This window comes from Agrococcus sp. UYP33 (assembly GCF_054060915.1).
In genome coordinates this window covers 74,704-101,075 of record NZ_JBSSDR010000001.1, presented here as the reverse complement: position 1 = coordinate 101,075, position 26,372 = coordinate 74,704, and the positions used below count along the sequence as shown (strand labels likewise).

Genomic DNA, 26,372 nt, shown 5'->3' with positions numbered 1-26,372 from the left:
TCCGGGATCGGGTCCATCTCGCTCTGACAGCCGCCATATGCCATGATTTCGGCATGCCGAAAGATGTGCGTGCGGGGCGGCGAATCGCCGCGGTCGTTGCTGCGGCAGCGCTCGCGGCGCTGACCGGCTGCGCCGCGCCGGGCGCCGCGGCCCCCGCGCCCGTCGACGACGGCCGGCCGCTCGTGCTCGCGACCTTCACGGTCATCGCCGACCTCGCGCGCGAGGTCGCGGGCGACGCCGCGCGGGTCGAGTCGCTCACGCGCCCCGGCGTCGAGGTGCACGACTACGAGCCGACGCCGGGCGACCTCGTGCGCACCGAGGGCGCCGACCTCGTGGTGACGAACGGGATGGGCATCGACGACTGGCTGCTCACGCTCGTCGAGCGCGCGGCCGCACCGCACGTCGTGCTGAGCGACGTCGTCGAGCCGATCCCGATCGAGACCGGCCACTACGCCGGCAACCCGAACGCGCACGCGTGGGTGTCGCCGGCCGAGGGCGCGGCCTACGTCGAGGCGCTCCGGGTCGCGATCGGCGACCTCGTCCCCGCAGAGCGCGCCGCGATCGACCGCCGGGCGGCGGCGATCACCGCCGAGCTCGAGGGCCTCGGCGACCGGCTGCGCGACGGCGTCGCAGGGCTGCCCGAGGCGCACCGCATCCTCGTCACGTGCGAGGGCGCGTTCAGCTACCTCGCGCGGGACGCCGGCCTCGCCGAGGCGAGCCTCTGGCCGGTGAACGCCGGCGGCCAGGGCACGCCGCAGTCGATCGCCGCCGTCGCCGCGGCCGTCGAGCGCACCGGGGTGCCGACCGTCTTCTGCGAGTCGACGACGCATCCGGGCACCCAGCAGCAGATCGCGCGGAACGCCGGCGTGCGCTTCGACGGCAGCCTGCACGTCGACTCGCTCTCGGTGCCGGGCGGTCCCGCGCCCACCTACCTCGCGCTCGTCGAGCACGACGTCGACGCGATCCTGGAAGGGCTGGGCGGATGACGGCCTTTCAGCACCCGACGGCCGATGCGATCTCCACCGAGCGGCTCGGCGTGCGCTACGGCGACGTGCGCGCGCTCGCCGACGTGACCGTGCGCATCCGCGCCGGCGAGATCACCGGGCTCGTGGGCGTCAACGGCTCGGGCAAGTCGTCGATGCTCGCGGCCGTGCTCGAGCGCGTGCCGCACGAGGGCACCGTGCGCATCCTCGGCCGCACGCCCAAGGAGGCGCGCCGCGCGGGCCTCGTGGCATCCGTGCCGCAAGCGGAGTCCGTCGACTGGGACTTCCCCATCACGGTGCGCGACGTCGTCACGACCGGTCGCTACGGGCGGATGGGCATGCTGCGCATCCCGCGCGCCGCCGACCGCGCCGCGGTCGACGAGGCGCTCGACCTGCTGCGCATCGACGACCTCGCCGACCGGCCGATCGGCGAGCTCTCGGGCGGGCAGCGGAAGCGCGCGTTCGTCGCGCGCGCGATGGCGCAGGACGCCGAGCTGCTGCTGCTCGACGAGCCGTTCGCGGGCGTCGACCGCACGAGCGAGGCGCAGATCACCGAGGTGCTGCGCGGCCTCCGCGATCGCGGCCGCACCGTCGTGATCGTGCACCACGACCTCTCGGGCGTCGCCGAGCTCGTCGACGCGGTGCTGCTGCTGCGCGGCCGGCTGCTGCACCACGGGCCGCCCGACGAGGTGCTCACGCCCCAGCGCATCGCCGAGGCCTTCGGGGCCGGCACCCGCGAGGAGGCCTGACGTGGACGGGACGCTCCTCGATGCGCTGCTCGCGCCCTTCGCCTACGACTTCATGCTGCGGGCGATGCTCGTCACGCTCGTCGCCGCCGTCGCGTGCGCGCTGCTGTCGACGTGGCTCGTGCAGATGGGCTGGTCGCTCATGGGCGACGCGGTCTCACACGCGGTGCTGCCGGGCGTCGCGCTCGCCTACCTGCTCGGCCTGCCGTTCGCGCTCGGCGCCGCTGTCTTCGGCATCGGTGCCGTCGCGCTGATCGGCGGGGTGCGCGCGGCCACCAGGATCAAGGCGGATGCGGCCATCGGCGTCGTCTTCACCACGCTGTTCGCGCTCGGCCTCGTGATCGTCTCGGTGACGCCCGCCGACACCGACCTCCAGCACATCCTGTTCGGCAACGTGCTGGGCGTCAGCGACGCCGACATCGCCCAGGTGCTCATCGTCGGCGCCGTCGTCTGCAGCACGCTCGTCGTGCTGCGCCGCGACCTGACGCTCGTCGCGTTCGACGCCGGCCACGCGCACGCGATCGGCCTGCGCCCTCGCATCCTGCACGCCGTGCTGCTCGGCGCGCTCGCGCTCACCGTCGTGACGGCGCTGCAGGCGGTGGGCATCATCCTGGTGGTCGCGATGCTCGTCATCCCGGGCGCGACCGCGTCGCTCATCGTCGGGCGCTGGGACGCGCTGCTCGGCTGGTCGGTCGGCGTCACCGCGGTGGCGGCGCTCACCGGGCTCATCGCCGCGTTCTGGCTCGACATCTCCCCGGGCGGCGCCGTGGTCCTCACCCAGGGGCTCGCGTTCGGGCTAGCGTTGCTCTTCGGGCCCCGCCGGGGGCTCGTCATCCGGTGGGCGAGGAGCCGATCGACGAGAGCGAGGCGTCATGCAGTCGACAGCGGCTGAGGACTACGTCAAGGCGATCTACCACCACACCGAGTGGCAGCCCGACCCGATCACGCCGTCGCAGCTCGCCGGCCGGCTCGGGCTCGCGAACTCGACCGTCACCGAGATGGTGAAGAAGCTCGCGGCCGCCGGCCTCGTGCACCACCGCCCCTACGGCGCGATCGAGCTCACCGACGCAGGCCGCACGCTCGCCGTGCGGCAGGTGCGTCGGCACCGCGTCGTCGAGACGTGGCTCGTCGAGCGGCACGGCTACGACTGGGACGAGGTGCACGACGAGGCCGAGGTGCTCGAGCACGCGCTGAGCGACCGGCTGCTCGACTCGATCGCCCGCTCGCTCGGCGACCCGACGCGCGACCCGCACGGCGACGTCATCCCCGCCGCCGACGGCACCGTCGTGCGACCGGATGCCGTCGTGCTCGCGGATGCGCCGGTCGGCCACGCGGGCACGATCGTGCGCATCTCCGACGCCGACCCGGCCATGCTGCGCTTCCTCGCCGACTCGGGCGTCGCGCTCGACGCCGACCTCGAGGTGCTGGGGCTCAAGCCCTACTCGGGCTCGATCCAGGTGCGCACCGGCGCGGGCACGATCGACCTGGGGCCGGAGGTCGCGCAGGCGATCTGGCTGAGCGCGTAGGCGCTCGGTCGCGCAGCGTCCCTAGCGCTCCAGGCCCGGCTCGCTCGTGCCGGAGAGGTCGAGCGTCTGCACCTGCCCGGTCGCGGTGCCGTCGCGCAGCTCGCGCTCGACCTCGCGGCGCGACTGGATGGCGTGCCAGATGATCGCGACGATCGCGATCGCGACGACGCCCAGCAGCACGAGGTCGATGTACTCGGTGACGATGTCGGCGACCCCGGGGATGTGCGCGACACCCCAGCCGACGAGCGGCAGCCCGGCACCCCAGAGCAGCCCGCCGACGATGTCGAGGCGGAGGAACAGCGGCCACGGCATCCGCCCGACGCCCGCGGCGACGGGCATGAAGGTGCGCACGATGCCGATGAAGCGGGCGATGATGACCGCGGCGGCGCCGTAGCGGAGGAAGAAGCGGTTCGTGCGCTCGATCGTGCGATGCGAGAAGAGCCCGGACGACTTTCGCTGGAAGATCGGCGGCCCGGCCTTGTGGCCGATGAAGTAGCCGAGCTGGTCGCCCGCGACCGCGCAGATCGCGATGCACAGGCAGACGAGCCAGATGGGCTGCGGGATGACGCCCGTGAACGACAGCACCCCGGCGATCACGAGCAGCGTGTCGCCCGGCAGCAGGAAGCCGACGAGCAGCCCGGTCTCGACGAAGACGATCGCGCAGACGAGCAGGAGCGCCCAGACGCCCGCACCGGCGATCAGCCCCTCGATGTCGATGAGGAACTCGGCTGGCAGCGCGTGCACAGGCAGGCTCCTTCGCGATGGGTCCGGGCAGTGCGGGAGAGGGGACTTGAACCCCTACGCCACGAGGGCACAGGAACCTAAATCCTGCGTGTCTGCCAATTCCACCACTCCCGCGTGGGTGTGCCCAGCGTAGCGGCGCGCGCCCACGCCGCGGCGCACCGTCTGCCAAGGTTGAGCCATGGACATGCGCGCGCTCGTGACCGGAGCATCCGCGGGCCTCGGCGCCGAGTTCGCGCGTCAGCTCGCGGCGGACGGCTTCTCGCTCGTGCTCGTCGCGCGCGACGAGGCACGGCTGCGCGCGCTCGCCGACGAGCTCGCCGCCGCTCGCGGCACCGAGGTCGAGGTGCTCGCCGCCGACCTGCTGGAGCACGACGACCTCGAGCGGGTCGCCGCGCGCCTCGCCGACGACGCGCGGCCGGTCGACGTGCTCGTCAACAACGCGGGCTTCGCCGTCGCCGAGCCCTTCCACGCCTCCGCGATCGAGGACGAGCGGCGCATGCACGAGCTGCTCTCCTGGGTGCCGCTGCGGCTCGCGCACGCGGCGCTGCCGGGCATGCGCGCCCGGCGCCGGGGCGGCATCCTCAACGTCGCGAGCCTCGCGGGCCGCCTGCCGAGCGGCACGTACTCGGCGGCGAAGGCGCAGCTGCTCATGCTCTCGCGGGCGCTCCGCGCGCAGTACCGCCGCGACGGCGTCGTCGTCACCGCGCTGCTGCCGGGCTTCGTCGCCACCGAGTTCCACGAGCGGATGGGCGTCGACGCGACGACCGTCCCCGAGATCGGGTGGGCGGATGCGTCGGCGGTCGTGCGCGACGGCCTGCGGGCGCTGCGCACGCGGCGGGGCATCGTCGTCGCCGACTGGCGCTACCGCCTGGCGGCGCCGATCGCCGTGCTCGTGCCCGACCGGATCATCGCCGGCGTCGGGCTCGGCGCCCGGCTCGACGACTGATGGCCGCCCGCGAGGTCGTCGCGGTGCTCGGCGCCGGCGTCATGGGCGCGGGCATCGCGCGCGTCTTCGCCAGGGCGTGGCACGAGGTGCGGGTCTTCGACGTCGACCCCGCGGCTGCCGCGCGCGCGGCCGAGTCGGCGGGCGCATCCGCGCACGACAGCGTCGAGGCGGCGGTCGACGGCGCCACGATCGTGCTCGAGGCGGCGCCTGAGCGGCTCGAGCTCAAGCGGGCGCTGCTCGCCCAGGTCGAGGCGGCGAACCCCGACGCGATCATCGCCTCGAACACCTCGTCGATCGCCCCGGATGCGCTCGCGGCCGACATGCGCGACCCGTCCCGGCTGGTGATCGCCCACTTCTTCAACCCCGCCGACACCGTGCCGCTCGTCGAGGTCGTGCCCGGCCCGGCCACGCCCGCCGCGACGGTCGAGCGGATGACGGCGCTGCTGACCGCCGCCGGCAAGACGGCCGTGCCGCTCGCGCAGCAGGTCGAGGGATTCATCGCCAACCGGCTGCAGGCGGCGCTCTACCGCGAGGCGATGCACCTCGTCGAGCTCGGCATCGCGACGCCCGAGCAGGTCGACCTCGCAGTCACGGCGGGGCTCGGGCCGCGCTGGGCGCTCGCCGGGCCGTTCGAGGTCATGGACCTCGGCGGGCTCGACGTGTGGACGAGCGTCGCGGACGGCATCCTGCCGACGCTCGGCGACGCATCCGCCGCGCCCGCCATGCTGCGCGATCGCGCGGCGCGCGGCGACCTCGGTGCGAAGACGGGGGAGGGGTTCCTGCCGCGCGACGCGGATGCGCCGGCCCGCTTCGCCGAGCGGCTCGCGGCACTGCTGGAGGCGCGCGAGCAGCTCGACCGCTGACGGCGGACAGCCCGCGGAGGGACATGGCGCTCACAGGGTCGCGTGCGAGCGTGGCCGGATGACCGAGCCCATCCGAGCCCTGTACTTCAACTGCACGCTCACGCCGTCGCCCGACGAGAGCCACACCGACCTGCTCATCCAGGCGAGCGCGACGATCCTGCGCAAGCAGGGCGTCGAGGTCGAGATCGTGCGCGCCGTCGACCACGCGATCGCCCCGGGCGTGCAGCCCGACATGACCGAGCACGGCGCGAGCGAGGACGCCTGGCCGGCGCTCTGGGAGCGTGTGCTCGCCGCCGACATCCTCGTGCTCGCGACGCCGATCTGGCTCGGCGACGGCTCGAGCGTCTTCCGCCGGGTCATCGAGCGCCTCTACTCGGAGTCGAGCGTGCTCAACGACGACGGCCAGTCGATCTCCTACGGCAAGGTCGCCGGCGTGCTCGTCGGCGGCAACGAGGACGGCATGAAGCACGTCGCGCGCGAGGCGATCTACGCGCTGCAGCACATCGGCTACACGATCCCGCCGCAGGCCGACGCCGGCTGGGTGGGGGAGGCGGGTCCCGGCCCGTCGTACGGCGACGAGCTCGACGACGGCTCACACGCAGGCGCCGACAACGACTTCACGAAGCGCAACGTCACGATCATGGCGTGGAACCTGCTCCACCTCGCACGGCTGCTGCAGGGCGGCATCCCCGCCGAGGGCAACGACCGCGACGCGTGGGAGCGCGGCGAGCGCTTCGGGTTCCAGAACCCGGAATACCGCTAGCCGGACGAGCGCTGCACCGACCACCCGACATCCCACCGACCCAGGAGGCACCATGCCCGACATCCGACTCCACATCGAGGACTCCGGCGGCGACGGCCGCCCGGTCGTGCTGATCCACGGGTGGCCGCTGTCGGCCGAGTCGTGGGACGAGCAGACCGACGCGCTCGTCGCGGCCGGCTACCGCGTCGTCTCGTACGACCGGCGCGGCTTCGGCCGCAGCGAGCAGCCCGAGACTGGCTACGACTACGACACCCTCGCCGCTGACCTCGACTCCGTGCTGACCGACCTCGACCTCGACGACGTCACGCTCGTCGGGTTCTCGATGGGCGGCGGCGAGGTCGCGCGCTACGTCTCGGCCTACGGCCAGGACCGGGTGCGCTCGGTCGTCTTCGCCGCGGCGGTGCCGCCGTTCCTGCTGCAGTCCGACGACAACCCGGACGGGCCGCTGACCGACGAGGCGCGCCTGCAGATGCGCGGCGGCCTGGAGCAGGACCGCGACGCGTTCTTCGACGACTTCACGACCGGCTTCTTCTCCACCGCGGAGGGGCTGCAGGTGACCGAGGAGCAGCGGCAGCAGGCGCTCGCGCTCGCGAAGCAGTCGTCGCAGGCGGCGGCGCTCGGTGCGATGGATGCGTGGGCGACGACCGACTTCCGCGACGACCTCGGTGCGATCTCGGTGCCGACGCTCGTCATCCACGGCGACGGCGATCAGACGGTGCCCTTCGAGGGCTCCGGCCGCCGCACGCACGCGGCGATCGACGGCAGCGAGCTGCACGTCGTCGAGGGCGCCCCGCACGGCCTCAACGTGAGCCACGCGGAGGAGTTCAACCGGGCGCTGCTCGGCTTCCTGGCCGAGTGATCGCCGACGGTTGAGGGCGTGCGTCCGAGCTGCCCGTCACTCGGACGCACGTCCTCGACGGGCGCTGGCGCGCGTGGGCGGCGCGGGGCAGGATGCCCGCATGGACACCATCGACTGGCTGCTGCAGGGTGATCCGGCCATCCGCTGGCAGGTGCTGCGCGACCTGCAGGGCGCCGAGCCCGACGAGGTGGCGGCCGAGCGCGCCCAGGTCGCCCGCGAGGGCTGGGGCGCGCAGCTGCTGGCCGAGCGCGGCGACGACGGCCAGTGGGCGGGCGGCGCGCACTTCCCGAAGGCCGAGCCGACGCTGCCGGGCCAGCCGTGGACATCCACGTCGCACGTGCTCACCGAGCTGCGGCTCCTCGGCGTCGACCCGGCGGATGCCGCGGTGCGGGATGCGATCTCCGACGTCGCGCGGGTGACGCGGTGGGAGTACGACGACCTGCCCTTCTTCGACGGCGAGGTCGAGCCGTGCATCAACGCGGCGCTCGTGACGAACGCCGTCTACTACGGCGTCGATGTCGCTCCGGTCGTCGAGCGGCTGCTCGGCGAGCGCATGGAGGACGGCGGCTGGAACTGCGAGCAGGAGCGCGGGAGCGTCCGGTCGTCGTTCGACACGACGATCGCGGTGCTCGAGGCGCTCGCGGCGTTCGAGCGGATCAGCGACGACCCGCCCGTGCCGGAGGCGCGCAGGAGCGGCGAGGCGTACCTGCTGGAGCGCGGCCTGCTGCGCCGCCTGTCGACCGGCGAGCTGATCAGCGAGGGGTACCGCGCCTTCGCCTTCCCGCCACGCTGGCACTACGACGCGCTGCGCGCGCTCGAGCACTTCCGCACCGTCGGCGCGGCACCCGACGAGCGGATGGCCGAGGCGATCGAGCTCGTGCGCGCGAAGCGCCGCGCCGACGGCACCTGGCCGCTCGACGCCCGGCACGGCGGCGACGCGCGCATCGACTACGGCGAGGTCGGCGAGCCGAACCGATGGATCACGCTTCAGGCGCTGCGGGTGCTGCGCTGGGCGGGGGAGTGATCGGCGTCAGCCGTGCTCGTCGCTCGCCTCGTCCCCGAGGTAGAGCAGGAAGCCGTCCGGATCGCGCACCTGCGCCACCCGCTCACCCCACGGCATGAGCTCGGGCTCCGCCACGCTCGTCGCTCCTGCTTCGAGCGCCGCCCGGTGGCTCCGGTCGACGTCGTCGACGTAGATCCAGAGCGCTGCTCCGACCGGTGGACCCGGGAGGTCGTTGTCAAGACCGACCCTCGCTGTGGACAAGTTCCGCGCCGGGAGACGCCGGTCGGCTTCACTGGCACGCATGCGCCAGGCCGTCGCCGACATCACCGCATCCGTGCGGGCGAAGGTGCGGCGCGACGGGGTCGACCTCGCGCGCTCGGGCGACCTCGCCGAGCGCTACGTGCGCGATGCGGTGCGCTCCTACGCCGAGCGGTCGCTCGGCGGCAGCCTGCCGATGCTCGCCGACGAGCAGCAGGCGCAGCGCGACGTACTCGCGGCGGTCTCAGGCTACGGGCCGCTGCAGCCGTACCTCGACGACCCCGAGATCGAGGAGCTGTGGATCAACCAGGGCTCGCGCGTCTTCTGCGCCCGCGCCGGCGTGAGCGAGCCGCTGCCGCTGCGGCTGACCGAGCGCGAGGTGCGCGACCTCGTCGAGCGGATGCTGTCAACGACCGGCAGGCGCGTCGACCTCTCGACGCCGTTCGTCGACGCCTCGCTCCCGGACGGCTCGCGGCTCCACGTGGCATCCGGCGACGTCGCCCGGGGTGCCATGAGCATCAACATCCGCAAGTTCGCACGCCGGCTGTCGTCGCTCGCGGCGCTCGTCGAGCGCGGGGCGCTCAGCCAGCAGGCGGCCCACTTCCTCCGGCAGTCGGTCGTGGCCGGCAGCAACATCCTGGTCTCGGGACCGACGCACGCGGGGAAGACCACGCTGCTCAACGCGCTGCTCTCGGCGGTGCGGCCGGGCGAGCGGGTCGTGACGGTCGAGGAGACGTTCGAGCTCGACCCGCCGGTCGACGACATCGTGGCGCTGCAGTGCCGACAGCCGTCGCTCGAGGGCACCGGCGAGATCACGCTGCGCCGCCTCGTCAAGGAGAGCCTCCGCATGCGGCCGGATCGGTTGATCGTCGGCGAGGTGCGCGAGGCCGAGGCGCTCGACCTGCTCGTCGCGCTCAATTGCGGCGTGAGCGGCATGTGCTCGATCCACGCCAACTCCGCGCGCGACGCGCTCGGCAAGCTGACGACCCTGCCGCTCCTCGCCGGCCGCAACATCGACGCGGGCTTCGTCGTGCCGACCGTCGCGCAGTGCATCGACCTCGTCGTGCACCTCGCGATCGACGCGCGCGGCAATCGCAGCGTCGTCGAGATCCTCGCGCCGACCGGGTCCGCGATCGGCGGCATCGTCGAGGCGTCGACGCTCTTCGCGCTGCGCGACGGGCTGCTCGAGCCGACCGGCTCGCACCCAGCCCGCATCGCCAAGTTCGCCGCGGTCGGCATCGATCCGGTCGCGCTGCTGGCGGGAGGCGCGGCATGACCTGGCTACTCGGCGCCGCGTTGGGGCTGGGCGTCGTGCTCGCCGTCAGCCCGTGGCTGTGGCCACGCGCCCCGCGTCGCCTCGAGCGCGCCGGGCGACCGGTGCTCGACCGGCTCGCGCACGCGGGGCTCGAGGGCATCCCGCCGCTCGCGGTCGCCGCGGTGGCGCTGCTCACCGGCGTCCTCGCTGCCGGCATCGCGCTCGCGCTCGTGCCGGTCGTCGCCGTCGCAGGGGCGGCGTTCGTCCTCGGCGTCGCTGCACCGCCGCTCGCGGTCCGGTGGCGCGCACGCCGACGCCGTCGTGCGCAGGCCGGTGTCTGGCCCGACGTCGTCGACCACCTGGTGTCGGCGGTGCGGAGCGGCCTGGCGCTGCCGGATGCGGTGGCGCAGCTCGAGCGCGCGGGCCCGGAGCTCACGCGGTCGCCCTTCGCCGCCTACGCCGCCGACCTGCGGGCGACCGGCAGCTTCGGCTACGCGCTCGACCGCCTGAAGGACCGGCTCGCGGACCCGGTCGGGGACCGCCTCATCGAGACGCTGCGCATGGCGCGCGAGGTCGGGGGCACCGAGGTGACGACGGTGCTGCGCGAGCTCGCCGCCTACCTGCGCGTCGACCTCGCGACGCGCGGCGAGCTCGAAGCGCGACAGTCCTGGATCGTGAGCGCTGCGCGGCTGGGTGTCGCGGCGCCGTGGATCGTGCTGCTCATCCTGTCGACGCGACCCGAGGCCGCGCAGGCCTACAACGCACCGGGCGGGCTGCTGCTCATCACCGGCGGCGCCGTGGTGACCTGCATCGCCTACCGGGTGATGCTCCGGATCGGCGCCCTGCCGAACGAGGCGCGGTGGTTCGCGTGAGCGACGCCGGCTGGAGCCTCATCCTCGGCGCGAGCCTCGGGCTCGGGCTGTGGATGCTCGTGAGCCTGACGCCGATGCTGCGCCGGCCGCTGCTGCTGCACCGCGTCGCACCCTACGTGCTCGACGTCTCTGCCGGCGCGCGCGACCTCGTCGCCCGGCGCAGGGTGAGCCCCACCCGGGTGCTCGGCGTGGTCGCCTCGCCGGTCGGCGACCGGCTCGCGCCGGTGCTCCGCGCTGTGCTCGGCGCACCGGACCGCGTGCGCCGGCGGCTGCGGCAGGCGGCTTCGCCGGAGACGGTCGCAGACGTGCGCGGACGCCAGCTGCGCTGGGCCGCGCTCGGCGGAGCTGCCGGGGCGGCCGTCGGGGTCGCCGTCGCCGTGCAGGGCGGCCCGTCGGCGCTGCCCGCGGCGCTCGCCGCGATGGGCGCCGTGGGCGGCGCCGTCGCCGTCGACTGGCTGCTGCAGCGCCGCGCGAAGCGACGGCTCGCACGCATCTCGAGCGAGCTGCCCTCGATCCTCGAGTTCCTGTCGCTGAGCCTCGCGGCGGGCGAGGGGCTGCAGGATGCGCTGCGCAGGGTAGGCGCGGCCGGCTCGAGTGCCCTCGGTCGTGAGCTGGCCGGGGTCGTCGCCGATGCCGCGGCGGGCACGAGCCTGTCGAGCGCGCTCGCGACGCTGGCCGACGACCTGGGGCATCCGGCCGTCACCCGCTGCGTCGAGCAGATGCGCGGCGCGCTCGAGCGCGGCACCCCGCTCGCCCAGACGTTGCAGGCGCAGGCGCTCGACGCCCGGGAGGCGGCGAAGCGGGACCTACTCGAGGCGGCGGGCCGCAAGGAGATCTCGATGCTCGTGCCGCTGGTCTTCGGACTGCTGCCGACGACGGTGGCGTTCGCGCTGTGGCCGGGCATCCACGTGCTGCAGGTCGGATTCTGAAGGAGGACACCATGTCGACGATCAGCACCAGGTACGCGCGCCTCGTCGGGCGCGTGCGCGAGGAGCGCGGCGATGTGCCCGGTTGGGTGCTCGTCACGCTCATGACGGCGGGGCTGGTGATCGTGCTCTGGACGGTCGCCGGTCCGGCGCTCACCGGCGTCTTCGAGCAGGCGATCGCGCGCGTCTCGAGCTTCTGATGCGCGTGGCCGACGAGCGCGGCTCGGCGGTCGCGGAGTTCACGATGGTCGCGGCGCTGCTCGTGGCGCTCGCGCTGTCGGTCGTCCAGCTCACCCTCGCGCTGCACGTGCGCGCCACCCTCGCCGATGCGGCTGCCGAGGGCGCCCGCCACGCAGCGCTCGTCGGCGCGGATGCCTCGGCGGGCGTCGCGCGCACGCGTGAGCTCATCACCGTCGCGCTCGGTGCCAGCTACGCCGAGCGCGTCTCTGCGACCACCGCGTCGGTCGCCGGGCTCGAGACGATCGAGATCCGCGTCGCGGCACCGCTGCCGGTGCTCGGCCTGGTCGGGCCGATCGGGCTGGAGGTGACCGGGCATGCGCCGGTCGAGTCGCTCGGGTGAGCCGCCGGTCCGCGCGGCCCGTGACCGGCTCGTCGACGAGACGGGCTCCGCGTCGCTGGAGTTCCTCACCGTCGGGGTGCTGCTGCTCGTGCCGCTCGTCTACCTCGTGCTGGCGCTCGGCCAGATCCAGCTCGCGGTGCTCGGCGTCGAGGGCGCTGCTCGGCACGCGGCACGGACGATCGCCCAGGCGCCGAACCACGACGCCGGCCTCGAGGCCGCCGACCGTTCGCTCCTCGTGGCGATGGCCGACGCCGGCATCGAGCGGGACGCGGCGCAGGTGACGATCGCGTGCGAGCCAGACCCCGGCGCGTGCGACACCCGCGGCGGCACCGTGACCGTGCAGGTGGATGCCACCGTGCCGCTGCCGCTCGTGCCGCCCGTCCTCGCACCCGACGTCGGCATCGGCGTACCCATCTCCGCCCGAGCCGTCCAGCCGGTCTCCGCGTTCGGCGGTGCGCCGTGAGGCGACTCGCTCGCCGGTTGGCGCGGGAGGACGACGGGTCGACGCTCGTGCTGACCATCGGCTTCGCCGCCCTCGCCCTCGCGCTCATCCTCGCCGTCACCGCGGCCACGAGCCTGCTCATCGAGCGCCGCCGGCTGTTCACGGTGGCCGACGGCGCGGCGCTCGCCGCGGCCGAGGCGTTCGCGCTCGAGCAGGTGCGGTTCGACGGCGATGCGGCGGCACCGGAGCTCGCCGACCGCGCCGTCGACCTGGCGGCCGCAGCCTGGACCGTCGCGGCCGGCAGCGGCCTCGCGGGCCTCCGCGTCGACGGCGCGAGCGCCGACGCCCGCAGCGCCACCGTCACCGTCTCGAGCGCCTGGCGCCCGCCGGTCGTGTCGCTCTTCCTGCCCGACGGCATCCGGCTCGACGTGACGTCGACCGCCCGCGCGGTGTTCCTCGACTGACGCGCCGCAGCTCCTCAGCACCGGGCGAGGGTCGACGCCGAGGAGCCCGAAACCCGCTGGAAATGTAACCGCGTTACGCTGGAGATCTGAGCGGCGCTACCCGGCGCGACCGCTCCAGTGTCGGACGCCGCTCCCATTCACGTACGGAGAGGAAGCCACGACATGGCAAGCACCACACCCACGGGCACCGCGCCATCACCCGCTTCGAGCCTGCAAGCAGGCGTCGCCGAGGCGATCGACACCTGGCTGGTGACGCTCGCTCGAGCGTACGAGAGCGGAGACACCTCCACCGCCGAGCGCGCCCTGGACCGCATCGCGCTCGCGACGCGCCTCGGGCAGCGCGATCTGCATCGCGCTCGCGCCGACGCCTGACCAGCTGTCCTCGCTCGGCCGTCAGCTCGTCGTCACCCGGTAGTCGTCGTAGCGGAAGCGGGTGGTCGCGACCGTCGACGACGACGAGATCGCCGACTTGAGCGTCACGATCCCCGCGGTCTGCATCGCGGCCGTGGCGTCGGTCGCCTGCAGCTGCCAGCTCGTGGGCTGCGTGCCGCTCGCGCGCCAGATCATGGCGCCGAGCGTCGTCGGCGAGGTGCCGCGCACGCTGAGGCGCAGCATGATCGCCTCGCCGGGCACGTACGCGCCCGGCAGCACGTAGCTGCCGGCGAGCGCCACCTCGTCGCGGAGCAGGTAGAGCCGGATGATGCCGCCCGGCTCGAGCCGCAGCCGCGCCGCGTAGGTCGACGAGCCGACGAGCCGCCCGACCACGGTGGCGCTCGCCGCGCCCCCTGCGGCCGCGGCATCCGCGCTGATGCGCACCGTCACGACGGCGTTCGAGGTCAAGACGCCCGCGAGCCGCGCCTCGCGCGTCGAGCCGGGCCCGATGGCGACGACGCCGGCGCCGCCGGCGACCGAGAAGGCCGAGGCCGTGCCGCTCAGCGTCCACGGGCCGCCGGTGTCGGCCGTGCCCCACGCGTTGCTGAGCACGCGGCCGAAGGCGTCGGTCGCGAGCACGCCGGCGGGCGGCGCGGTCGTCACCGTGACCGACCGGGTCGTGGACGCGGTCGCGCCGTCGTCATCCGTCACGGTCAGGGTGACGGTGCGGGTGCCGTCGGTCGCGTAGGTGTGCGTCGGCGTCGGACCGGTGCCGGTGTTGCCGTCGCCGAACTGCCACGCGTACGTCGCGATCGACCCGTCGGGGTCGGTCGAGCCGCTCCCGTCGAGCGCGACGGTGCGGCCGGTGATCGCCGGAGCGGCGATCGCCGCGGTCGGCGGCTGGTTCGGCGGCGGGGGAGCGGTGACGGTGACGCTGCTCGACGTCGCGTGCGTCGCGCCGTCGTCGTCGGTGACCGTCAGGCCGATCGAATAGGTGCCGGCGGCCGCGTACGCGTGCTGCGCGGTCGCGCCCGTGCCGGTGGCGCCGTCGCCCCAGGTCCACGCGTAGCCGGTGATCGTGCCGTCGGCGTCCGTCGACCCGGTGCCGTCCGCGGTGACAGTGAGGCCGGTCCCGCCGGTGGTGAAGCGGGCCACCGGCGCGGTGTTCTGCGGCGGGGGAGCGGTGACGGTGACGCTGCTCGACGTCGCGTGCGTGGCACCGTCGTCGTCGGTGACGGTCAGGCCGATCGAGTAGGTGCCGGCGGTCGCAAAGGTGTGCTGCGCCGTGGCACCCGTGCTCGTCGAACCGTCGCCCCAGGTCCACGCGTAGCCGGTGATCGTGCCGTCGGTGTCCGTCGACCCGGTGCCGTTCGCGGTGACGGTGAGCCCGGTGCCGCCGGTCGTGAAGCGAGCCACGGGCGCGGTGTTCTGCGGCGGCACGCCCGCCGGGTCGACGACGCGCAGGTCGTCGAACGCGACGCGCGTCGACGCGACCGTCGACGTCGAGCTGACGGCCGTCTTGATGACGACGGGTCCCGCCGCCTGCATGGCCGCGACGGTGCTCGTCGCGGTCAGCTGCCACGAGATCGGCTCGGGCGAGCCGACCGGCCAGACCATCGTCGCGAGCTGCGTCGGGTTCGTCCCGGTCACCGACAGCCGGGTGTTGAAGCGCTGGCCGGGCGTCCAGGTCGTCACCCTCGTCGCGAGCGCCGTGTTGTTGTGGAGCAGGTAGAGGCGCAGCACGCCGCCCGGCTCGAAGCGCACGTTGAGCCCGTAGCTCGAGGTGCCGACCTGCCTGCCGATGATCGTGGTGTGCGCGGCGCCACCGGCGGCGGCGACGTTCGCGCTCACGCGCGCGTCGACGACCGCCGACGTGCCGGCGGTCGAGCCGAGCCGGACCTCGCGCGTCTGGCCGGGCACGAGCGTCATGAGCCCCTCGGACCCGTTCACCGAGAACGGACCGGTCGTGCCGGTGCCCGGCGTCCAGGCTCCGCCCACGTCGGCGGTGCCCCACCCGCCGGTCACGGTGCGGCCGAACGCGTCGGCGGCGAGCACGGCCTGCGGCGCGGGCGGCGTGCGGAGCGTCCAGGTCGCCGACGTGGTCCTGGTCGTGCCGTCGTCGACGACCGCGCGCCACTCGTAGGCGGTGTCGTGCGCCAGGCCCGACCAGGTCGCGGATGCAGTGCCTCCCGACGCGACCGTGCTCGTCGCGATCGGCGTGAACGGCGCCGGCTGCGGCTCCGTCAGCTCGAACGGCAGCGTGAACGACGAGTTGCCGTCGGTCTCGTAGCGGTCGAGCGTCGGCGAGTAGGTGGTCGCGCGCATCGTGTTCGCCGCCGGGTCGAACGTGTAGTACCGCAGCCAGCCGTCGCCGCCGTTTGCCCTCGCCTGGTAGTCGGTGAGGATCTGCGGCACCGGCTCGCCGCACGCGTTGGCGTCGACGCGGTGGGCCTCGCCGAGGTCGCCCTGGTGCTCGTGGCCGGCCACCACGAGGTCGATCTCGCAGTGGGTGCGCACGAAGCCCTCCCACAGCGCGGTCTGCGATGTGCCGCCTGGGCGCTGCGCGGTGGCGCGGCGCGTGCCGTTCACCGACACGAAGCTGTGCGTGGCCATGATGACGCTCCGACCGGGATGGGCGTCGAGCACCCGGTCTGCCCAGTCGAGCGCGTACTGCGGCGCCTCCCACTCGAGGTTGAGCACCAGGAAGTCGCGGCCGCCCGCGGTGAAGAGCGCGTAGCTGTCGCCGTTGCCGCGGTCGATCGGGTCCGGGCCGAACTGGTCCTGCCCGAGGTAGCCGCCGTAGCGGGTGCTCGCCGTGTTCCACGACGCGTCGGCGTAGCGGGTGGAGGGGAAGTAGCTGTTGTACGGGCCGAGGTCGCCGGTGGCGTTGTCGAAGTCGTGGTTGCCGGGCACGACCGTGTTGGGCACGCCCGCGTCGTCGAGGATCGCGAACGAGCGCGAGACGTTGTCCCAGTGCCGCGGGATGTCCCACTCGCTCACGAGGTCGCCCACCTGGATCACGAAGGCCGTGTCGAGCGCGTCGCGCGAGTCGCGCACCCACCGCAGCTGCGCATCCAGCAGGTCGATCGGCCCGTAGCTGTAGTTCTGGGTGTCGGGCACGACGACGACCGAGAAGGGCTCTGCGTCGGTCGCGCCGGGCACGGTCGCGCCCACCCGGCGCCCCTCGAAGGTCACGTCGAGGGCGCCGCCGTCCGGGTCGCTCGCCATCACGCTCAGCGTGGGGCTCGCGGATGCGGTGGTGCCGCCGGTCGGGGGAGCGACGAGCGCCGCCGCGGCCGGCGCGGCCGCCGACGCCGCGGTAGGCATCGCGAGGCTGAGCACGAGCACCGCGACCGCGGTGACGGCGACGCCGCTCACCGGGAACGGACGACGCTGCATGGGACGGCGCTGCATGGGACGACGCTGCACGGGATCCTCCACCACCGGCCCGTGACGCCTCAGGTCTCAGGGGGCGCCGCCCTCGGCACCCGCTGCGGCAAGGATGGCACCGGGCCGGACGGGCGACAACGCAGGATTCCGTCAGCGCGGGCAGCAGCGTCCGCCCAGCCAGCGGGGTCGATCCGGCGCCACCGCCAGCGCGGGCTCCGCCGCCCAGCCCGCGCCGGTACCCTCGCCGCATGACCGAGCAGCCCAGCGATCAGCCCGAGCCCGACTACGACGCCGTCGCGGCGGCCCTGCCCGTCGAGGACCCCGAGCGGGCAGCCGACGGGCTGCGGGCGCTCATGGAGAACCCGGCCTTCCGTCAGCTCGTGCAGCAGGTGCAGTCGGGCGAGCTGAACGACGACGAGCTGCGCGAGGAGGCGACGTCGATCGCCTACGACCTCGCCGCCCGTCAGGAGCTGCGCCGCGACGAGTAGCGCTCGCGCAGTGCGGACGGCCGCCGTCTGCTCATGCTGACAGCGCGTCGGAATCCCGCGTCGGGACGTGCGCCCCGGATGCGTGCCGCAGTCGCCGCATCCCGTCTCGCAGGCGCGTCTGCACCGTGCCGAGCGGCACGTCCAGGTGCTCGGCGATTTCGGCCTGCGTCATGCCCCCGAAGTAGGCCAGCACGATGGCCTCCCGCTGCACCTCGCTGAGGTGCACGAGCGCTTCCCGGACCCGCGCCGCTTCGGCCGACCCCTCGACCCGTTCCCGCACGGACGCATCCGTGGACGCGCGCTCGCGAGCTGCGGGGAGGATGTGCCTGTCGCGCTGCGCTTGCGTCGCGCGCACGCGATCGACCGCGCGCGCATGCGCGATGCGGAGCAACCAGCTCGTGGCCGAGCCGAGGGCCGGGTCGAACCGGCTCGCCGCGCGCCATGCCTCCACGAACACGTCCTGCGCGACCTCCTCGGCCTGCGCGCGATCCAGGAGGATCCGGAGGACCGTTCCGAACACGCGCGTCGACGTCAGGTCGAACACGGTCGCGAACGCGCCCACGTCGCCGGTACCGGCGAGCTCGAGGTGACGTTCGAGGCTCGGCTGCACTGCGCGAGTGTTGCACGCTCAGCAAGTTCCTGACCGGAACGAGACCCAATCGTAACTTAGTTGCCTTGGCTAAGTAAATCGCGAGCAGCGATCCGCGGCAGGTTCACGAGCGGCGTCCAGGCGCGACGGTGAAGAGTGGGGGACATGTTCCCCGGTGCCCTGCTCGCGATGCGATACGAGCTCGTCCGACCGCTCGGCCGGGGCGGCATGGGCCAGGTGTGGCTCGCGCTCGACCGCGTCCTCGGCCGCGAGGTCGCCATCAAGACGGTCGACGTCGATGGCACGGGGGATGCGACGGTCGCCGAGCGCTTCCGGCGGGAGGGGCAGGCGGCTGCCTCCCTCGTGCACGAGCACGTCGTCACGGTGTTCGACTCCGGCACCGATGCCGGCATCGCGTTCCTCGTGATGCAGCTGCTGCCCGGGCCCACGGTCGCCGATCTGCTGCAGCGCGGCGAGCCGCTCCCGCTCGAGCAGGCGGTGACGATCGCGGAGCAGACCGCCGCGGCGCTCGCCGCGATCCACGGCATCGGCATCGTCCACCGCGACATCAAGCCGGCCAACCTCGTCTTCGACGGCGGCGGGCGGCTCAAGGTCGTCGACTTCGGCATCGCGAGCGTCGCCGACGCGCCGGCCGCGCAGCTGACGGCAGCCTCGACCATCCTCGGCAGCGCCGCGTACATGGCGCCCGAGCAGGCGGAGGGCGGGCGGGTGACGCCGGCGACCGACCTCTACGCCCTCGGCTGCGTGCTCACGACACTCGTGACCGGCACCGCGCCGTTCACCGGTGAGCATCCGCTCGCGCTGCTGCAGCAGCACGTCGCGGCGCCGGCACCGCGGCTCGCCGCACGGCGGCCGGACGTGCCCGCCGCGCTCGACGAGCTCGTCGATCGGCTGCTCGCGAAGGTGCCAGCAGCGCGCGGCGACGACGCCGCCCGCGTGCGCGATGAGCTGGCCGCCATCCGCGCCGCGCTGCCCGTGACCGAAGCCGCGCTCGCGATCCCGTCCGCGGGTGCTCCCGGACCGGTGGACGCTGGGGCGACCGCGGTGTTCGTCGCCGCGACGACCCAGGATGTCCCGCGCACCCGCCGCCGTTCCGCTGCCCGTATCGTGCTGCCCGCGGTCGTCCTCGCGGCCATCGCGGCGCTCGCGCTCGCGGTGCTGCCGGGGCTGCTGCAGCCAGGCGGTGTGGAGGAGGCGATCGCCTCCCAGCCCCCCGCGGCCGCGACCGCGAGCCCACCGCCCGCGGCGATCGCCGAGACCGCCGTCGCCGACGGCGCGACGGCGGTGCCTGCGACTGCCACCGACCCCGCTGGGGAGCCGGCGAGCGGCGAGGAGGCGCTCGCGGAGGGGTCCGGCGGCGCTGGGACACCCGCACCGTCGCGCTCGGCGCAGGCGGCACCCACCGCGCCATCCTCGACCGCGCCGGCGCCTTCGCCCACCGAGCCGGCGCCCCCGCCGCCCGCGCCCGATCCGGAGGAACCCGCGCCCGACGCGCTCGCCGGCGTGCGCGCCGCGATCGCCCAGGCGATCGAGAGCGGGGCGCTCGAGGGCGATGCCGGCGCCGGGCTGAGCGACCGCGTCGCCGCGATCGATGCATCGCTCGCCGACGGTCGGACCGAGGATGCGCGCGCTGCGCTCGGAGATCTGCAGGCCCAGGTCGCCCAGCTGCAGGAGGCCGGTGCGGTGACTTCGGATGCCGCGGCCAGCATCCAGGCGGCGATCGACGACGCGGTCGCGTCCCTGCCCTGAGGCGCTAGTCGCGCGGCTTCCTCGGCAGCCAGCGCAGCAGCATCCCGGCACCGACGATGCAGAGCGCGGTGAGCCCGCCGGCCGCCCAGGCGATCGACGCGATCGAGACGAGCAGCGAGATGAGCAGCGGCGCCGCCGCGCCGCCCAGGTCGGTGGTGAGGCGCCACGCACCGAGGAACGGCGCAGGGTTGCGGCGATCCGCCAGGTCGGCGCCGAGGGTCATGAGGATGCCGGAGCCGAGCCCGTTGCCGAGCGCGAGCACGAGCGCGGCGGCCGTGAACCAGCCGGTGGCGGCATCGAGGTCGTGCGAGACCGCGAGCATCGCGAAGGCCGCGGCCATGAGCGTGAGCGACGGCACGACGCTCCAGAGCCGCCCGAAGCGGTCCATCACCCAGCCCGAGACGAAGAAGAGCGCGAAGTCGACGCCGCCCGCGATGCCGATCACGAGGCCGGTGGTGACGCCGTCGAGCCCGATCGAGACGGCCCAGAGCGGCAGCAGCACGTTGCGCGCGGAGCGGGCGAGCGCGAGCATCGCGGCTCCGACGCCGACGGTGGCGAGCACCCGCGCGTTGCGGCGGACGACCTCGCCGACGCCGGTGCGCTCGGCGCGCAGCTCGATCGTGCCGGTCGTCAGCGGCGTCCGCTCGAACGCCGACGAGGGATCGGGCAGCACGATGAGCACGACGATCGCGATGACGGTGCCGATCGCGCACACCACCCAGACCGACGCGAGCGGCAGGCCGAGGCCGAGGACGGCCGACCCGAGCAGCGGGCCCACGAACATGCCGAGCCGGAAGATGCCGCCGAGCGTCGAGAGCGCCCTCGCGCGGAAGCGGATGGGCACGAACGTCGTCATGAAGGCGTGCCGCGCGAGGGCGAACACGGCGTGGCCGAGGCCGAGCACGAAGATCGCGGCGCCGAGCATCCACACGTTCGTCGAGACGAACGCGATCGCGAGCGCGACGAGCACGAGCAGTCCGGCGCCGATCATGGTCGGCCGCTCGCCGAAGCGGGCGACGACGCTGCCGCCGGGCACGTCGCCGGCGAGCTGGCCGACCGTGAGCATCGCGGTCACGACCGCGGCGACGGCGAGCGATGCGCCGAGGTCGCCTGCGATGAGCGGGATGTAGGGGATGACCGCGCCCTCGCCGATCGCGAATGCCGCGGTCGGCACGTAGGCGGCGCCGGCGACCTTCCGCCAGGGGAAGCGCTCGGACTGGTCGACGCCGCTCATGCAGCGAGCCTATGGGGGCTGCGTGGGCTCGCTCCTTGTGTCCATGTGGGGTCGGAATGTATCCCCTTGGCAACATAGGCTGGAGGCACCATGGCCGATCTCGACATCGCCGGCGACATCGCCGCTCTCCGCTCCACGTTCTCCGACATCAAGGCGGTGGCGGACGTCGACAAGATCGCCGCCGACATCGAGCGCCTCTCCGAGGCCGCCGGCGCCCCCGACCTCTGGGACGACCCCGACGCCGCCCAGAAGGTGACGAGCCGGCTGAGCCACGCGCAGACCGCGCTCCGCCGCCTCACCGAGGCCGAGGCGCGCATCGACGACCTCGAGGTGCTCGTCGAGATGGCGAACGAGGAGGCCGACGAGGCCACCCAGACGGAGGCCCGCAAGGAGCTCGCGAGCCTGCAGCGGCTCGTCTCCGAGATGGAGATCCAGACGCTCCTCGACGGAGAGTTCGATCCGCTGCCCGCGGTCGTCACCATCCGCGCCGGCGCCGGCGGCGTCGACGCATCCGACTTCTCCGAGATGCTCATGCGCATGTACCTCCGCTACGCGGAGCAGCACGACATGCCCGTCACCATCTACGAGACGAGCTGGGCGGAGGAAGCGGGCATCAAGTCGGCGTCGTTCGAGATCGACGCGCCCTATGCCTTCGGCCACATGTCGGTCGAGGCCGGCACCCACCGGCTCGTGCGCATGAGCCCGTTCGGTGCGGCCGGCAAGCGGCAGACGTCGTTCGCCGCGGTCGAGGTCGTGCCGCTCTTCGAGCAGGTCGACGAGGTCGAGGTGCCAGAGGGCGACATCCGCGTCGACGTGTTCCGCTCCTCGGGCCCGGGCGGCCAGAGCGTCAACACGACCGACTCCGCCGTGCGCATCACCCACCTGCCCACCGGCACGGTCGTCTCGATGCAGAACGAGAAGAGCCAGATCCAGAACCGCGCAGCGGCGATGCGCGTGCTGCAGAGTCGCCTCATGCTACTCAAGCGCGAGGAGGAGGCGGCCCGCAAGAAGGAGCTCGCCGGCAACATCTCGGCGAGCTGGGGCGACCAGATGCGCTCCTACGTCCTCGCGCCGTACCAGATGGTCAAGGACCTCCGCACGCTCCACGAGGTCAACAACCCGTCGGCCGTGTTCGACGGCGACCTCGACGGCTTCATCGCCGCCGGCATCCGCTGGCGCAAGCAGCAGCAGCTCGAGGCCGAGTAGGCGCCGAGGGCGCCGCACCGACGCAGGGAGCCCCGATGACCCGGCCGCAGACCGGCAGCGACTACCTCGCGAGCCTCGACGACGGCCGCGTCGTCATCCACGACGGCGTGCCGGTGGAGCGCGTGGCCGAGCATCCCGAGCTCGCCGGGCTCGCAGGGCTCGCGGGCACCATCGCGTCGCTCTACGACGCGCTGCACGGCGACGGGGCGGATGCCCTCCTGGCGCCGACGGCGGACGGATCGGGCCTGACGCACGCCTTCTGGACGGTGCCGCAGACGCGGGACGACCTGCGGATGCAGCGCGACGCGATCCGCGCCTGGCAGCGGATCACCCGCGGCTGGGTCGGTCGCACCCCCGAGTTCATGGGCGCGGTGCTGACCTCGATGGCGGCGCACGCAGGCGAGTTCGGCCGGTTCGAGGGGAACGTTCGCGCGGCGCTCGCGCGTGACCAGCGCGACGTCACCCACTACGCGCAGGCGCTCGTCAACCCGCCCGTCGACCGCGACCTGCCGCCCGACGAGGTGGGCGACGTCTTCCTGCACGTCGTGCGCGAGACTGACCAGGGCGTCGTCCTCCGCGGCGCGAAGGCGGTCGTGACCGGTGCGGCGACCGCCCAGCGGCTGCTCGTCTCGCACTTCGGCGGCGAGGTGCAGACGGATGCGTTCGCGATCGCCGCGTCTGTCGCGGTCGGCACGCCCGGCATCCGCATCTACACGCGGGGCACGCCCGCCCGCGACGACCAGCCCCTCGCGAGCCGCTTCGCCGAGCACGACGCGCTCGTCGTCTTCGACGACGTGCTCGTGCCGTGGGACGACGTCTTCATCCGCGACGCCGAGACGATGCTCGCCTTCAACGGCGGTGCGATCGGCTGGAACCGCCGGCTGGCCTTCCAGGCGGCGACGCGGCTGGAGGCCAAGCTCGAGCACATCACCGGCCTCGCCGTGCGCGCGACCGAGATCATGGGCACGACCGAGCGGCGGGGCGTGCAGGCGGCGCTCGGCGAGGTGCTCGCGTTCCGCCACATGACGGCGGGGCTCCGCGACGCGATGATCGAGCAGGCGGCGCCCTCGGGTGACTCGATCGGCCCGGGCGCCGAGGCGGCGCTCGCGTTCGCCGCGTTCGCGCCCGACGCCTACAGCCGCATGCGGGTGACCCTGGAGACGACCCTGTCGTCGGCCTTCGCGCACCTGCCGGTGCCGCTCGCCTCGCTCGGCACCGACGCCGTCGCGGCGATCGAGCCGCTGCTGCGCGGCTCCGGCGGCGCGGATGCGCGGGAGCGGCTCGAGGTCATGGGCGAGCTGTGGGATGCGGTCGGCACCGGCTTCGGCGCGCGGCACGAGCTGTACGAGCGCAGCTACTGGGGGCAGCCGGAGCGCACGCACGTCGGCATCCTCGGACTCGCGCGCGCCGACGGCAGCCTCGCTCGCTGGCGCGGCTGACGCCGGATGCCAGGACGGGCCGCCTCGTCGGTGACGAGGCGGCCCGTTGCGGTGTCAGCGGATCAGTGGAGGTTGATCCGCACGGCCTTGCCGGTGACGGTCGTGTTGGCCGTCGTGGTGATGTCGCCCGCGGTGCGGATGATCTGGCAGTTGAACGCCGAGTTCGCGCCGAAGATGTTGCCGACGATGTCGATGTTCTGGAACCTGCCCTTGCCCTTGTCGTGCAGGTTGAGCGTGCAGCCGCCGCCGTCGAGGAAGTTGTCGCGGATCATGACGTTCGAGACGCGTCCGGCGTCCTGCGTGATCATGATGCCGGCGTTGTTCGCATCCTCGATGCGGTTGCCGGTGATCCAGTAGCCGGAGCCGCTCTGGATCTGGATGCTGTCGTCGTGGCTCGGACCGCCGTTCCAGCCCGGGTCGTTCGCGTAGTGCAGGTTGTCGTGCAGCCAGGAGTTGCGCAGCTGCACGTTGCCCGATCCCCAGAAGTGCGCGGGGTCGATGACGTTGCTGATGTCGAGCCGGTTGGCGTTGATGTTCCAGCCGCGCAGGCCGTTGACGCGGTACGTCGGCTTGCTGGCACGCAGCGTGGTGTCGTAGATACGGAGGCTCGCGGTGTTCGAGGCGCTGCGCACGAGGAAGTCGTGGTTGCCGGCCGAGTCGCCGCGGACGATCGAGTTGCGGATGGTGACGTTCGCCGCGCGCACGTCGACCGAGCCGTAGATGTCGAGCCCGCTGATGACGGTGTTGGCCTGGGTGATGACCATGTTGCCGCGGTGGACGCGCAGCGTCACACCCGACGGCACGCCGGTGTTGCTGTCGCCGGGCATCGACGTGGCGACGCTGGCAGGACGGTCGATGACCGCGGGGGCTGCCGTGGCCGCGGTGGCCGGGAGGAGCGTCGCGCCGAGGGCGACGACCGACGTCGCGACAGCGAGTCGGAGGGCGCGGCGGCGCGTGCTGGGGACACGGGTCGACGCGATTGCACTGGGGAGATGCGAAATGGGAATGGGTGTACCTCTCATGGGGATGCACGACGGCATGCCGACGGGCGGCAGGCCTGCGTCGGCACAGCGTGATGGTGCGATCGAGCTGCCGGCGCTGCCGAGGGAGACGGCTGCTGCACGGCGTGAGCTCCAGCGACCGGCGCGGAGGTCGTGACCCCATCCGCTGCTCGGCATGACGCTAGCGCTCTGCTCGACCCCTCCAGAGTAACAGAAGCGTAACGATTGTCAGGATTGTTGACCATGACGCGGCGTGGCGCGGTATACGGACGTCGTTATGATCACCCATTACGCCTCCACGGGTCCGGATGCGCAGGAAGAGGCCCTGCCCCGCCGAGGCGCTCGGCGGGGCAGGGCTGCGGAGGGTGCGGTCGATCAGCCGCGGACGACGACCACCGGGGTCTGGCCGTCGCTGCCGACGTTGCCGCTCGTCGTGATGCTGCCCGCGGCGGGGCGGATGATCGCGCAGTTGTACGTGGAGTCGCCGAACGTGTTGCCCGTGACGGCGATGCCCTGCAGCGGGCCCTGGTCCTTCTGCGCGAGGTTCACGGTGCAGCCGCCGCCGTCGAGCCAGTTGCCGCTGATCCGCACGTCGGAGGTCCGGCCGGCGTCCTGCGTCAGCTGGATCGCGGCGTTGTTGCCGCCCTCGATGCGGTTGCCGCTGATCACGTAGCCGGAGCCGCTCTGGATCTGGATCGCGTCGTCATGGCTCGGGCCGCCGCCGCGCGGGTCGGAGGCGAAGTGCAGGATGCCGTGGAGCCAGGAGTCTCGTAGCGTCACGTCGCCGTCGCCCCAGAAGTGAGCGCCGTCGAGCACGTTGCGGATCTCGAGGCGCTGGGCGTCGATGTGCGAGCCGCGCAGGCCGTCGGTCGCCCACGGGACGGTGGCGACGAGCTCGCTGTCGGTGATCGTCAGGCTGGCGCCGTCGGTCGCGCTGCGGACGAGCGAGTCCTGCGCGCCGGGCTGGCCGCCGCGGACGATCGAGTTGCGGATCGTGACGTTCGCCGCGCGGACGTCGACGAAGCCGTGGATGTCGAGGCCGTCGATCACGGTCCCCGGCTCGGTGATCACCAGGTCGCCCTGGTGCACCCGCAGCGACGTGCCGGCGGGCACGCCGGTGTTGCTCGGACCGGGCTGTCCGCCGGTGGGCGGTGCGGGGGCCGGTGCCGGTGCGGGGGCCGGTGCCGGGGCAGGAGCCGGGGCGGGCGCGGGCGCCGGAGCGGGGGCAGGCGCCGGAGCCGGTGCAGGAGCAGGCGCGGGAGCCGGTGCCGGAGCCGGAGCGGGGGCGGGGGCTGGCGCGGGAGCCGGCGCAGGTGCTGGGGCGGGAGCCGGCGCAGGTGCTGGGGCGGGAGCCGGAGCCGGAGCCGGCGCGGGAGCCGGGGCTGGCGCGGGTGCAGGGGCCGGAGCGGGTGCAGGGGCTGGAGCGGGAGCCGGCGCACGGGGCGGCGTCGGGGCGGGCTCCGGTCGAGGCTGCTCGGGCAGCTGCAGGTAGCGCGACGGCGCTGCCGACTCGGGGTCGGCCGCGGCGGGCTGGGGTGCGGCCTCGGCTGCGACCGGCTGGGGCGCCGCGGGGGCGGGCGCCACGGGCGCCGCATCCGCCGTGGGCTCGGGCGCCACGTCGGCAGCAGGCGCCGCGTCGTCACGACCCGCGGC

At 73.8% G+C, this 26,372-nt stretch carries 28 protein-coding genes and 1 tRNA gene; 21 read left to right on the top strand and 8 right to left on the bottom strand.

Annotated features, from left to right (window positions below; all coding sequences use genetic code 11):
- The first annotated feature begins 53 nt into the window (after window positions 1–53).
- The 4 genes from ACVWW9_RS00435 to ACVWW9_RS00420 are packed head-to-tail and all read left to right on the top strand — an operon-like array spanning window position 54 to window position 3,255.
- Window positions 54–986, top strand: coding sequence for a metal ABC transporter solute-binding protein, Zn/Mn family (locus ACVWW9_RS00435; protein ID WP_456513958.1), 933 nt, complete (start codon window positions 54–56; stop codon window positions 984–986).
- Complete coding sequence (locus tag ACVWW9_RS00430; RefSeq protein WP_456513957.1) at window positions 983–1,732, top strand: metal ABC transporter ATP-binding protein; 750 nt, start codon at window positions 983–985, stop codon at window positions 1,730–1,732. Before ACVWW9_RS00435 ends, ACVWW9_RS00430 begins: the two co-directional genes overlap by 4 nt.
- Window positions 1,733–1,784: 52 nt before the next feature.
- Window positions 1,785–2,621 (top strand): metal ABC transporter permease, encoded by an 837-nt coding sequence (locus tag ACVWW9_RS00425; protein WP_456515387.1) that lies wholly within the window; start codon window positions 1,785–1,787, stop codon window positions 2,619–2,621.
- On the top strand, window positions 2,602–3,255 hold the full coding sequence (locus ACVWW9_RS00420) for a metal-dependent transcriptional regulator (protein ID WP_354259875.1): 654 nt from the start codon (window positions 2,602–2,604) through the stop codon (window positions 3,253–3,255). The genes ACVWW9_RS00425 and ACVWW9_RS00420 overlap by 20 nt, the downstream gene beginning before the upstream one ends.
- Before the next feature lie 21 nt (window positions 3,256–3,276).
- Here the strand turns inward: ACVWW9_RS00420 and ACVWW9_RS00415 are convergent, their stop codons facing one another.
- Together ACVWW9_RS00415 and ACVWW9_RS00410 are read right to left on the bottom strand one after the other, a co-directional pair.
- A complete protein-coding gene (locus ACVWW9_RS00415; protein WP_354259878.1) occupies window positions 3,277–3,999 on the bottom strand; it encodes a DedA family protein in 723 nt (240 codons plus the stop codon).
- A 31-nt stretch (window positions 4,000–4,030) separates the two neighbouring features.
- Window positions 4,031–4,113, bottom strand: a tRNA-Leu gene (locus tag ACVWW9_RS00410).
- Window positions 4,114–4,177: 64 nt separating this feature from the next.
- Here ACVWW9_RS00410 and ACVWW9_RS00405 point away from each other — a divergent pair.
- The 5 genes from ACVWW9_RS00405 to ACVWW9_RS00385 all read left to right on the top strand — a co-directional run bounded on the left by ACVWW9_RS00405 (window position 4,178) and on the right by ACVWW9_RS00385 (window position 8,454).
- Window positions 4,178–4,945 (top strand): SDR family NAD(P)-dependent oxidoreductase, encoded by a 768-nt coding sequence (locus tag ACVWW9_RS00405; RefSeq protein ID WP_456513956.1) that lies wholly within the window; start codon window positions 4,178–4,180, stop codon window positions 4,943–4,945.
- Window positions 4,945–5,808: a 3-hydroxyacyl-CoA dehydrogenase family protein gene (locus tag ACVWW9_RS00400; RefSeq protein WP_456513955.1), complete on the top strand. Its 864-nt coding sequence runs from the start codon at window positions 4,945–4,947 to the stop codon at window positions 5,806–5,808. The genes ACVWW9_RS00405 and ACVWW9_RS00400 overlap by 1 nt, the downstream gene beginning before the upstream one ends.
- A gap of 58 nt (window positions 5,809–5,866) precedes the next feature.
- Window positions 5,867–6,571, top strand: a complete 705-nt coding sequence (locus tag ACVWW9_RS00395; RefSeq protein ID WP_456513954.1) for a flavodoxin family protein — start codon at window positions 5,867–5,869, stop codon at window positions 6,569–6,571.
- 52 nt (window positions 6,572–6,623) lie between these two features.
- Window positions 6,624–7,430 carry an alpha/beta fold hydrolase gene (locus ACVWW9_RS00390; RefSeq protein WP_456513953.1) on the top strand — a complete coding sequence of 269 codons (807 nt, stop codon included), beginning with the start codon at window positions 6,624–6,626 and terminating at the stop codon, window positions 7,428–7,430.
- A 100-nt stretch (window positions 7,431–7,530) separates the two neighbouring features.
- Window positions 7,531–8,454, top strand: a complete 924-nt coding sequence (locus ACVWW9_RS00385; RefSeq protein ID WP_456513952.1) for a hypothetical protein — start codon at window positions 7,531–7,533, stop codon at window positions 8,452–8,454.
- Between the two features lie 6 nt (window positions 8,455–8,460).
- Here ACVWW9_RS00385 and ACVWW9_RS00380 read toward each other — a convergent pair whose 3' ends face one another.
- Window positions 8,461–8,736, bottom strand: coding sequence for a VOC family protein (locus ACVWW9_RS00380; RefSeq protein ID WP_456513951.1), 276 nt, complete (start codon window positions 8,734–8,736; stop codon window positions 8,461–8,463).
- Between ACVWW9_RS00380 and ACVWW9_RS00375 the strand changes: the two genes are divergently transcribed.
- The 8 genes from ACVWW9_RS00375 to ACVWW9_RS00340 all read left to right on the top strand — a co-directional run bounded on the left by ACVWW9_RS00375 (window position 8,735) and on the right by ACVWW9_RS00340 (window position 13,602).
- The gene (locus ACVWW9_RS00375; protein WP_456513950.1) at window positions 8,735–9,967 is read left to right on the top strand and encodes a CpaF family protein; all 1,233 of its coding nucleotides are present in this window, start codon (window positions 8,735–8,737) and stop codon (window positions 9,965–9,967) included. The genes ACVWW9_RS00380 and ACVWW9_RS00375 overlap by 2 nt on opposite strands.
- Complete coding sequence (locus tag ACVWW9_RS00370) at window positions 9,964–10,818, top strand: type II secretion system F family protein (protein WP_456513949.1); 855 nt, start codon at window positions 9,964–9,966, stop codon at window positions 10,816–10,818. The genes ACVWW9_RS00375 and ACVWW9_RS00370 overlap by 4 nt, the downstream gene beginning before the upstream one ends.
- Window positions 10,815–11,747 carry a type II secretion system F family protein gene (locus ACVWW9_RS00365; protein WP_456513948.1) on the top strand — a complete coding sequence of 311 codons (933 nt, stop codon included), beginning with the start codon at window positions 10,815–10,817 and terminating at the stop codon, window positions 11,745–11,747. The genes ACVWW9_RS00370 and ACVWW9_RS00365 overlap by 4 nt, the downstream gene beginning before the upstream one ends.
- An 11-nt stretch (window positions 11,748–11,758) precedes the next feature.
- A complete protein-coding gene (locus tag ACVWW9_RS00360) occupies window positions 11,759–11,944 on the top strand; it encodes a hypothetical protein (RefSeq protein ID WP_456513947.1) in 186 nt (61 codons plus the stop codon).
- A 5-nt stretch (window positions 11,945–11,949) separates the two neighbouring features.
- A complete protein-coding gene (locus tag ACVWW9_RS00355) occupies window positions 11,950–12,324 on the top strand; it encodes a TadE/TadG family type IV pilus assembly protein (RefSeq protein ID WP_456513946.1) in 375 nt (124 codons plus the stop codon).
- Window positions 12,299–12,787 carry a hypothetical protein gene (locus tag ACVWW9_RS00350; RefSeq protein ID WP_456513945.1) on the top strand — a complete coding sequence of 163 codons (489 nt, stop codon included), beginning with the start codon at window positions 12,299–12,301 and terminating at the stop codon, window positions 12,785–12,787. The genes ACVWW9_RS00355 and ACVWW9_RS00350 overlap by 26 nt, the downstream gene beginning before the upstream one ends.
- 17 nt (window positions 12,788–12,804) lie before the next feature.
- Window positions 12,805–13,230: a pilus assembly protein TadG-related protein gene (locus ACVWW9_RS00345; protein WP_456513944.1), complete on the top strand. Its 426-nt coding sequence runs from the start codon at window positions 12,805–12,807 to the stop codon at window positions 13,228–13,230.
- Window positions 13,231–13,392: 162 nt separating this feature from the next.
- A complete protein-coding gene (locus tag ACVWW9_RS00340; RefSeq protein WP_456513943.1) occupies window positions 13,393–13,602 on the top strand; it encodes a hypothetical protein in 210 nt (69 codons plus the stop codon).
- A gap of 21 nt (window positions 13,603–13,623) precedes the next feature.
- Here the strand turns inward: ACVWW9_RS00340 and ACVWW9_RS00335 are convergent, their stop codons facing one another.
- Window positions 13,624–17,016 carry a PKD domain-containing protein gene (locus tag ACVWW9_RS00335; protein WP_456513942.1) on the bottom strand — a complete coding sequence of 1,131 codons (3,393 nt, stop codon included), beginning with the start codon at window positions 17,014–17,016 and terminating at the stop codon, window positions 13,624–13,626.
- Between the two features lie 224 nt (window positions 17,017–17,240).
- Here ACVWW9_RS00335 and ACVWW9_RS00330 point away from each other — a divergent pair, with 224 nt between their 5' ends.
- Window positions 17,241–17,480 carry a hypothetical protein gene (locus ACVWW9_RS00330; protein WP_354259925.1) on the top strand — a complete coding sequence of 80 codons (240 nt, stop codon included), beginning with the start codon at window positions 17,241–17,243 and terminating at the stop codon, window positions 17,478–17,480.
- A gap of 31 nt (window positions 17,481–17,511) precedes the next feature.
- Here the strand turns inward: ACVWW9_RS00330 and ACVWW9_RS00325 are convergent, their stop codons facing one another.
- Entirely contained in the window at window positions 17,512–18,090 is a 579-nt protein-coding gene (locus tag ACVWW9_RS00325) for a sigma-70 family RNA polymerase sigma factor (protein WP_456513941.1), read from the bottom strand.
- Between the two features lie 144 nt (window positions 18,091–18,234).
- Between ACVWW9_RS00325 and ACVWW9_RS00320 the strand changes: the two genes are divergently transcribed.
- Window positions 18,235–19,839 (top strand): protein kinase domain-containing protein, encoded by a 1,605-nt coding sequence (locus ACVWW9_RS00320; RefSeq protein ID WP_456513940.1) that lies wholly within the window; start codon window positions 18,235–18,237, stop codon window positions 19,837–19,839.
- Between the two features lie 4 nt (window positions 19,840–19,843).
- Here the strand turns inward: ACVWW9_RS00320 and ACVWW9_RS00315 are convergent, their stop codons facing one another.
- Entirely contained in the window at window positions 19,844–21,073 is a 1,230-nt protein-coding gene (locus tag ACVWW9_RS00315; RefSeq protein WP_456513939.1) for an MFS transporter, read from the bottom strand.
- 90 nt (window positions 21,074–21,163) lie between these two features.
- Between ACVWW9_RS00315 and prfB the strand changes: the two genes are divergently transcribed.
- Together prfB and ACVWW9_RS00305 are read left to right on the top strand one after the other, a co-directional pair.
- The gene (gene prfB / locus ACVWW9_RS00310) at window positions 21,164–22,279 is read left to right on the top strand and encodes a peptide chain release factor 2 (RefSeq protein WP_123698270.1); all 1,116 of its coding nucleotides are present in this window, start codon (window positions 21,164–21,166) and stop codon (window positions 22,277–22,279) included.
- 35 nt (window positions 22,280–22,314) lie between these two features.
- The gene (locus tag ACVWW9_RS00305) at window positions 22,315–23,718 is read left to right on the top strand and encodes a 4-hydroxyphenylacetate 3-hydroxylase N-terminal domain-containing protein (protein ID WP_456513938.1); all 1,404 of its coding nucleotides are present in this window, start codon (window positions 22,315–22,317) and stop codon (window positions 23,716–23,718) included.
- A gap of 62 nt (window positions 23,719–23,780) precedes the next feature.
- On the opposite strand, the gene ACVWW9_RS00300 is transcribed toward ACVWW9_RS00305, so the two are convergent.
- Together ACVWW9_RS00300 and ACVWW9_RS00295 are read right to left on the bottom strand one after the other, a co-directional pair.
- On the bottom strand, window positions 23,781–24,545 hold the full coding sequence (locus ACVWW9_RS00300) for a hypothetical protein (RefSeq protein ID WP_456513937.1): 765 nt from the start codon (window positions 24,543–24,545) through the stop codon (window positions 23,781–23,783).
- Between the two features lie 549 nt (window positions 24,546–25,094).
- Window positions 25,095–25,832, bottom strand: coding sequence for a hypothetical protein (locus tag ACVWW9_RS00295; RefSeq protein WP_456513936.1), 738 nt, complete (start codon window positions 25,830–25,832; stop codon window positions 25,095–25,097).
- Window positions 25,833–26,372 lie beyond the last annotated feature (540 nt).

Coding starts and splice junctions, on each gene's coding strand:
- ACVWW9_RS00435 (WP_456513958.1), top strand. CDS start 54: ATGCCGAAAGATGTGCGTGCGGGGCGGCGAATCGCCGCGGTCGTTGCT.
- ACVWW9_RS00430 (WP_456513957.1), top strand. CDS start 983: ATGACGGCCTTTCAGCACCCGACGGCCGATGCGATCTCCACCGAGCGG.
- ACVWW9_RS00425 (WP_456515387.1), top strand. CDS start 1,785: ATGCTGCGGGCGATGCTCGTCACGCTCGTCGCCGCCGTCGCGTGCGCG.
- ACVWW9_RS00420 (WP_354259875.1), top strand. CDS start 2,602: ATGCAGTCGACAGCGGCTGAGGACTACGTCAAGGCGATCTACCACCAC.
- ACVWW9_RS00405 (WP_456513956.1), top strand. CDS start 4,178: ATGGACATGCGCGCGCTCGTGACCGGAGCATCCGCGGGCCTCGGCGCC.
- ACVWW9_RS00400 (WP_456513955.1), top strand. CDS start 4,945: ATGGCCGCCCGCGAGGTCGTCGCGGTGCTCGGCGCCGGCGTCATGGGC.
- ACVWW9_RS00395 (WP_456513954.1), top strand. CDS start 5,867: ATGACCGAGCCCATCCGAGCCCTGTACTTCAACTGCACGCTCACGCCG.
- ACVWW9_RS00390 (WP_456513953.1), top strand. CDS start 6,624: ATGCCCGACATCCGACTCCACATCGAGGACTCCGGCGGCGACGGCCGC.
- ACVWW9_RS00385 (WP_456513952.1), top strand. CDS start 7,531: ATGGACACCATCGACTGGCTGCTGCAGGGTGATCCGGCCATCCGCTGG.
- ACVWW9_RS00375 (WP_456513950.1), top strand. CDS start 8,735: ATGCGCCAGGCCGTCGCCGACATCACCGCATCCGTGCGGGCGAAGGTG.
- ACVWW9_RS00380 (WP_456513951.1), bottom strand. CDS start 8,736: ATGCGTGCCAGTGAAGCCGACCGGCGTCTCCCGGCGCGGAACTTGTCC.
- ACVWW9_RS00370 (WP_456513949.1), top strand. CDS start 9,964: ATGACCTGGCTACTCGGCGCCGCGTTGGGGCTGGGCGTCGTGCTCGCC.
- ACVWW9_RS00360 (WP_456513947.1), top strand. CDS start 11,759: ATGTCGACGATCAGCACCAGGTACGCGCGCCTCGTCGGGCGCGTGCGC.
- ACVWW9_RS00350 (WP_456513945.1), top strand. CDS start 12,299: ATGCGCCGGTCGAGTCGCTCGGGTGAGCCGCCGGTCCGCGCGGCCCGT.
- ACVWW9_RS00340 (WP_456513943.1), top strand. CDS start 13,393: ATGGCAAGCACCACACCCACGGGCACCGCGCCATCACCCGCTTCGAGC.
- ACVWW9_RS00335 (WP_456513942.1), bottom strand. CDS start 17,016: ATGCAGCGCCGTCCCATGCAGCGTCGTCCGTTCCCGGTGAGCGGCGTC.
- ACVWW9_RS00330 (WP_354259925.1), top strand. CDS start 17,241: ATGACCGAGCAGCCCAGCGATCAGCCCGAGCCCGACTACGACGCCGTC.
- ACVWW9_RS00320 (WP_456513940.1), top strand. CDS start 18,235: ATGTTCCCCGGTGCCCTGCTCGCGATGCGATACGAGCTCGTCCGACCG.
- ACVWW9_RS00315 (WP_456513939.1), bottom strand. CDS start 21,073: ATGAGCGGCGTCGACCAGTCCGAGCGCTTCCCCTGGCGGAAGGTCGCC.
- prfB (WP_123698270.1), top strand. CDS start 21,164: ATGGCCGATCTCGACATCGCCGGCGACATCGCCGCTCTCCGCTCCACG.
- ACVWW9_RS00305 (WP_456513938.1), top strand. CDS start 22,315: ATGACCCGGCCGCAGACCGGCAGCGACTACCTCGCGAGCCTCGACGAC.
- ACVWW9_RS00300 (WP_456513937.1), bottom strand. CDS start 24,545: ATGCCCGGCGACAGCAACACCGGCGTGCCGTCGGGTGTGACGCTGCGC.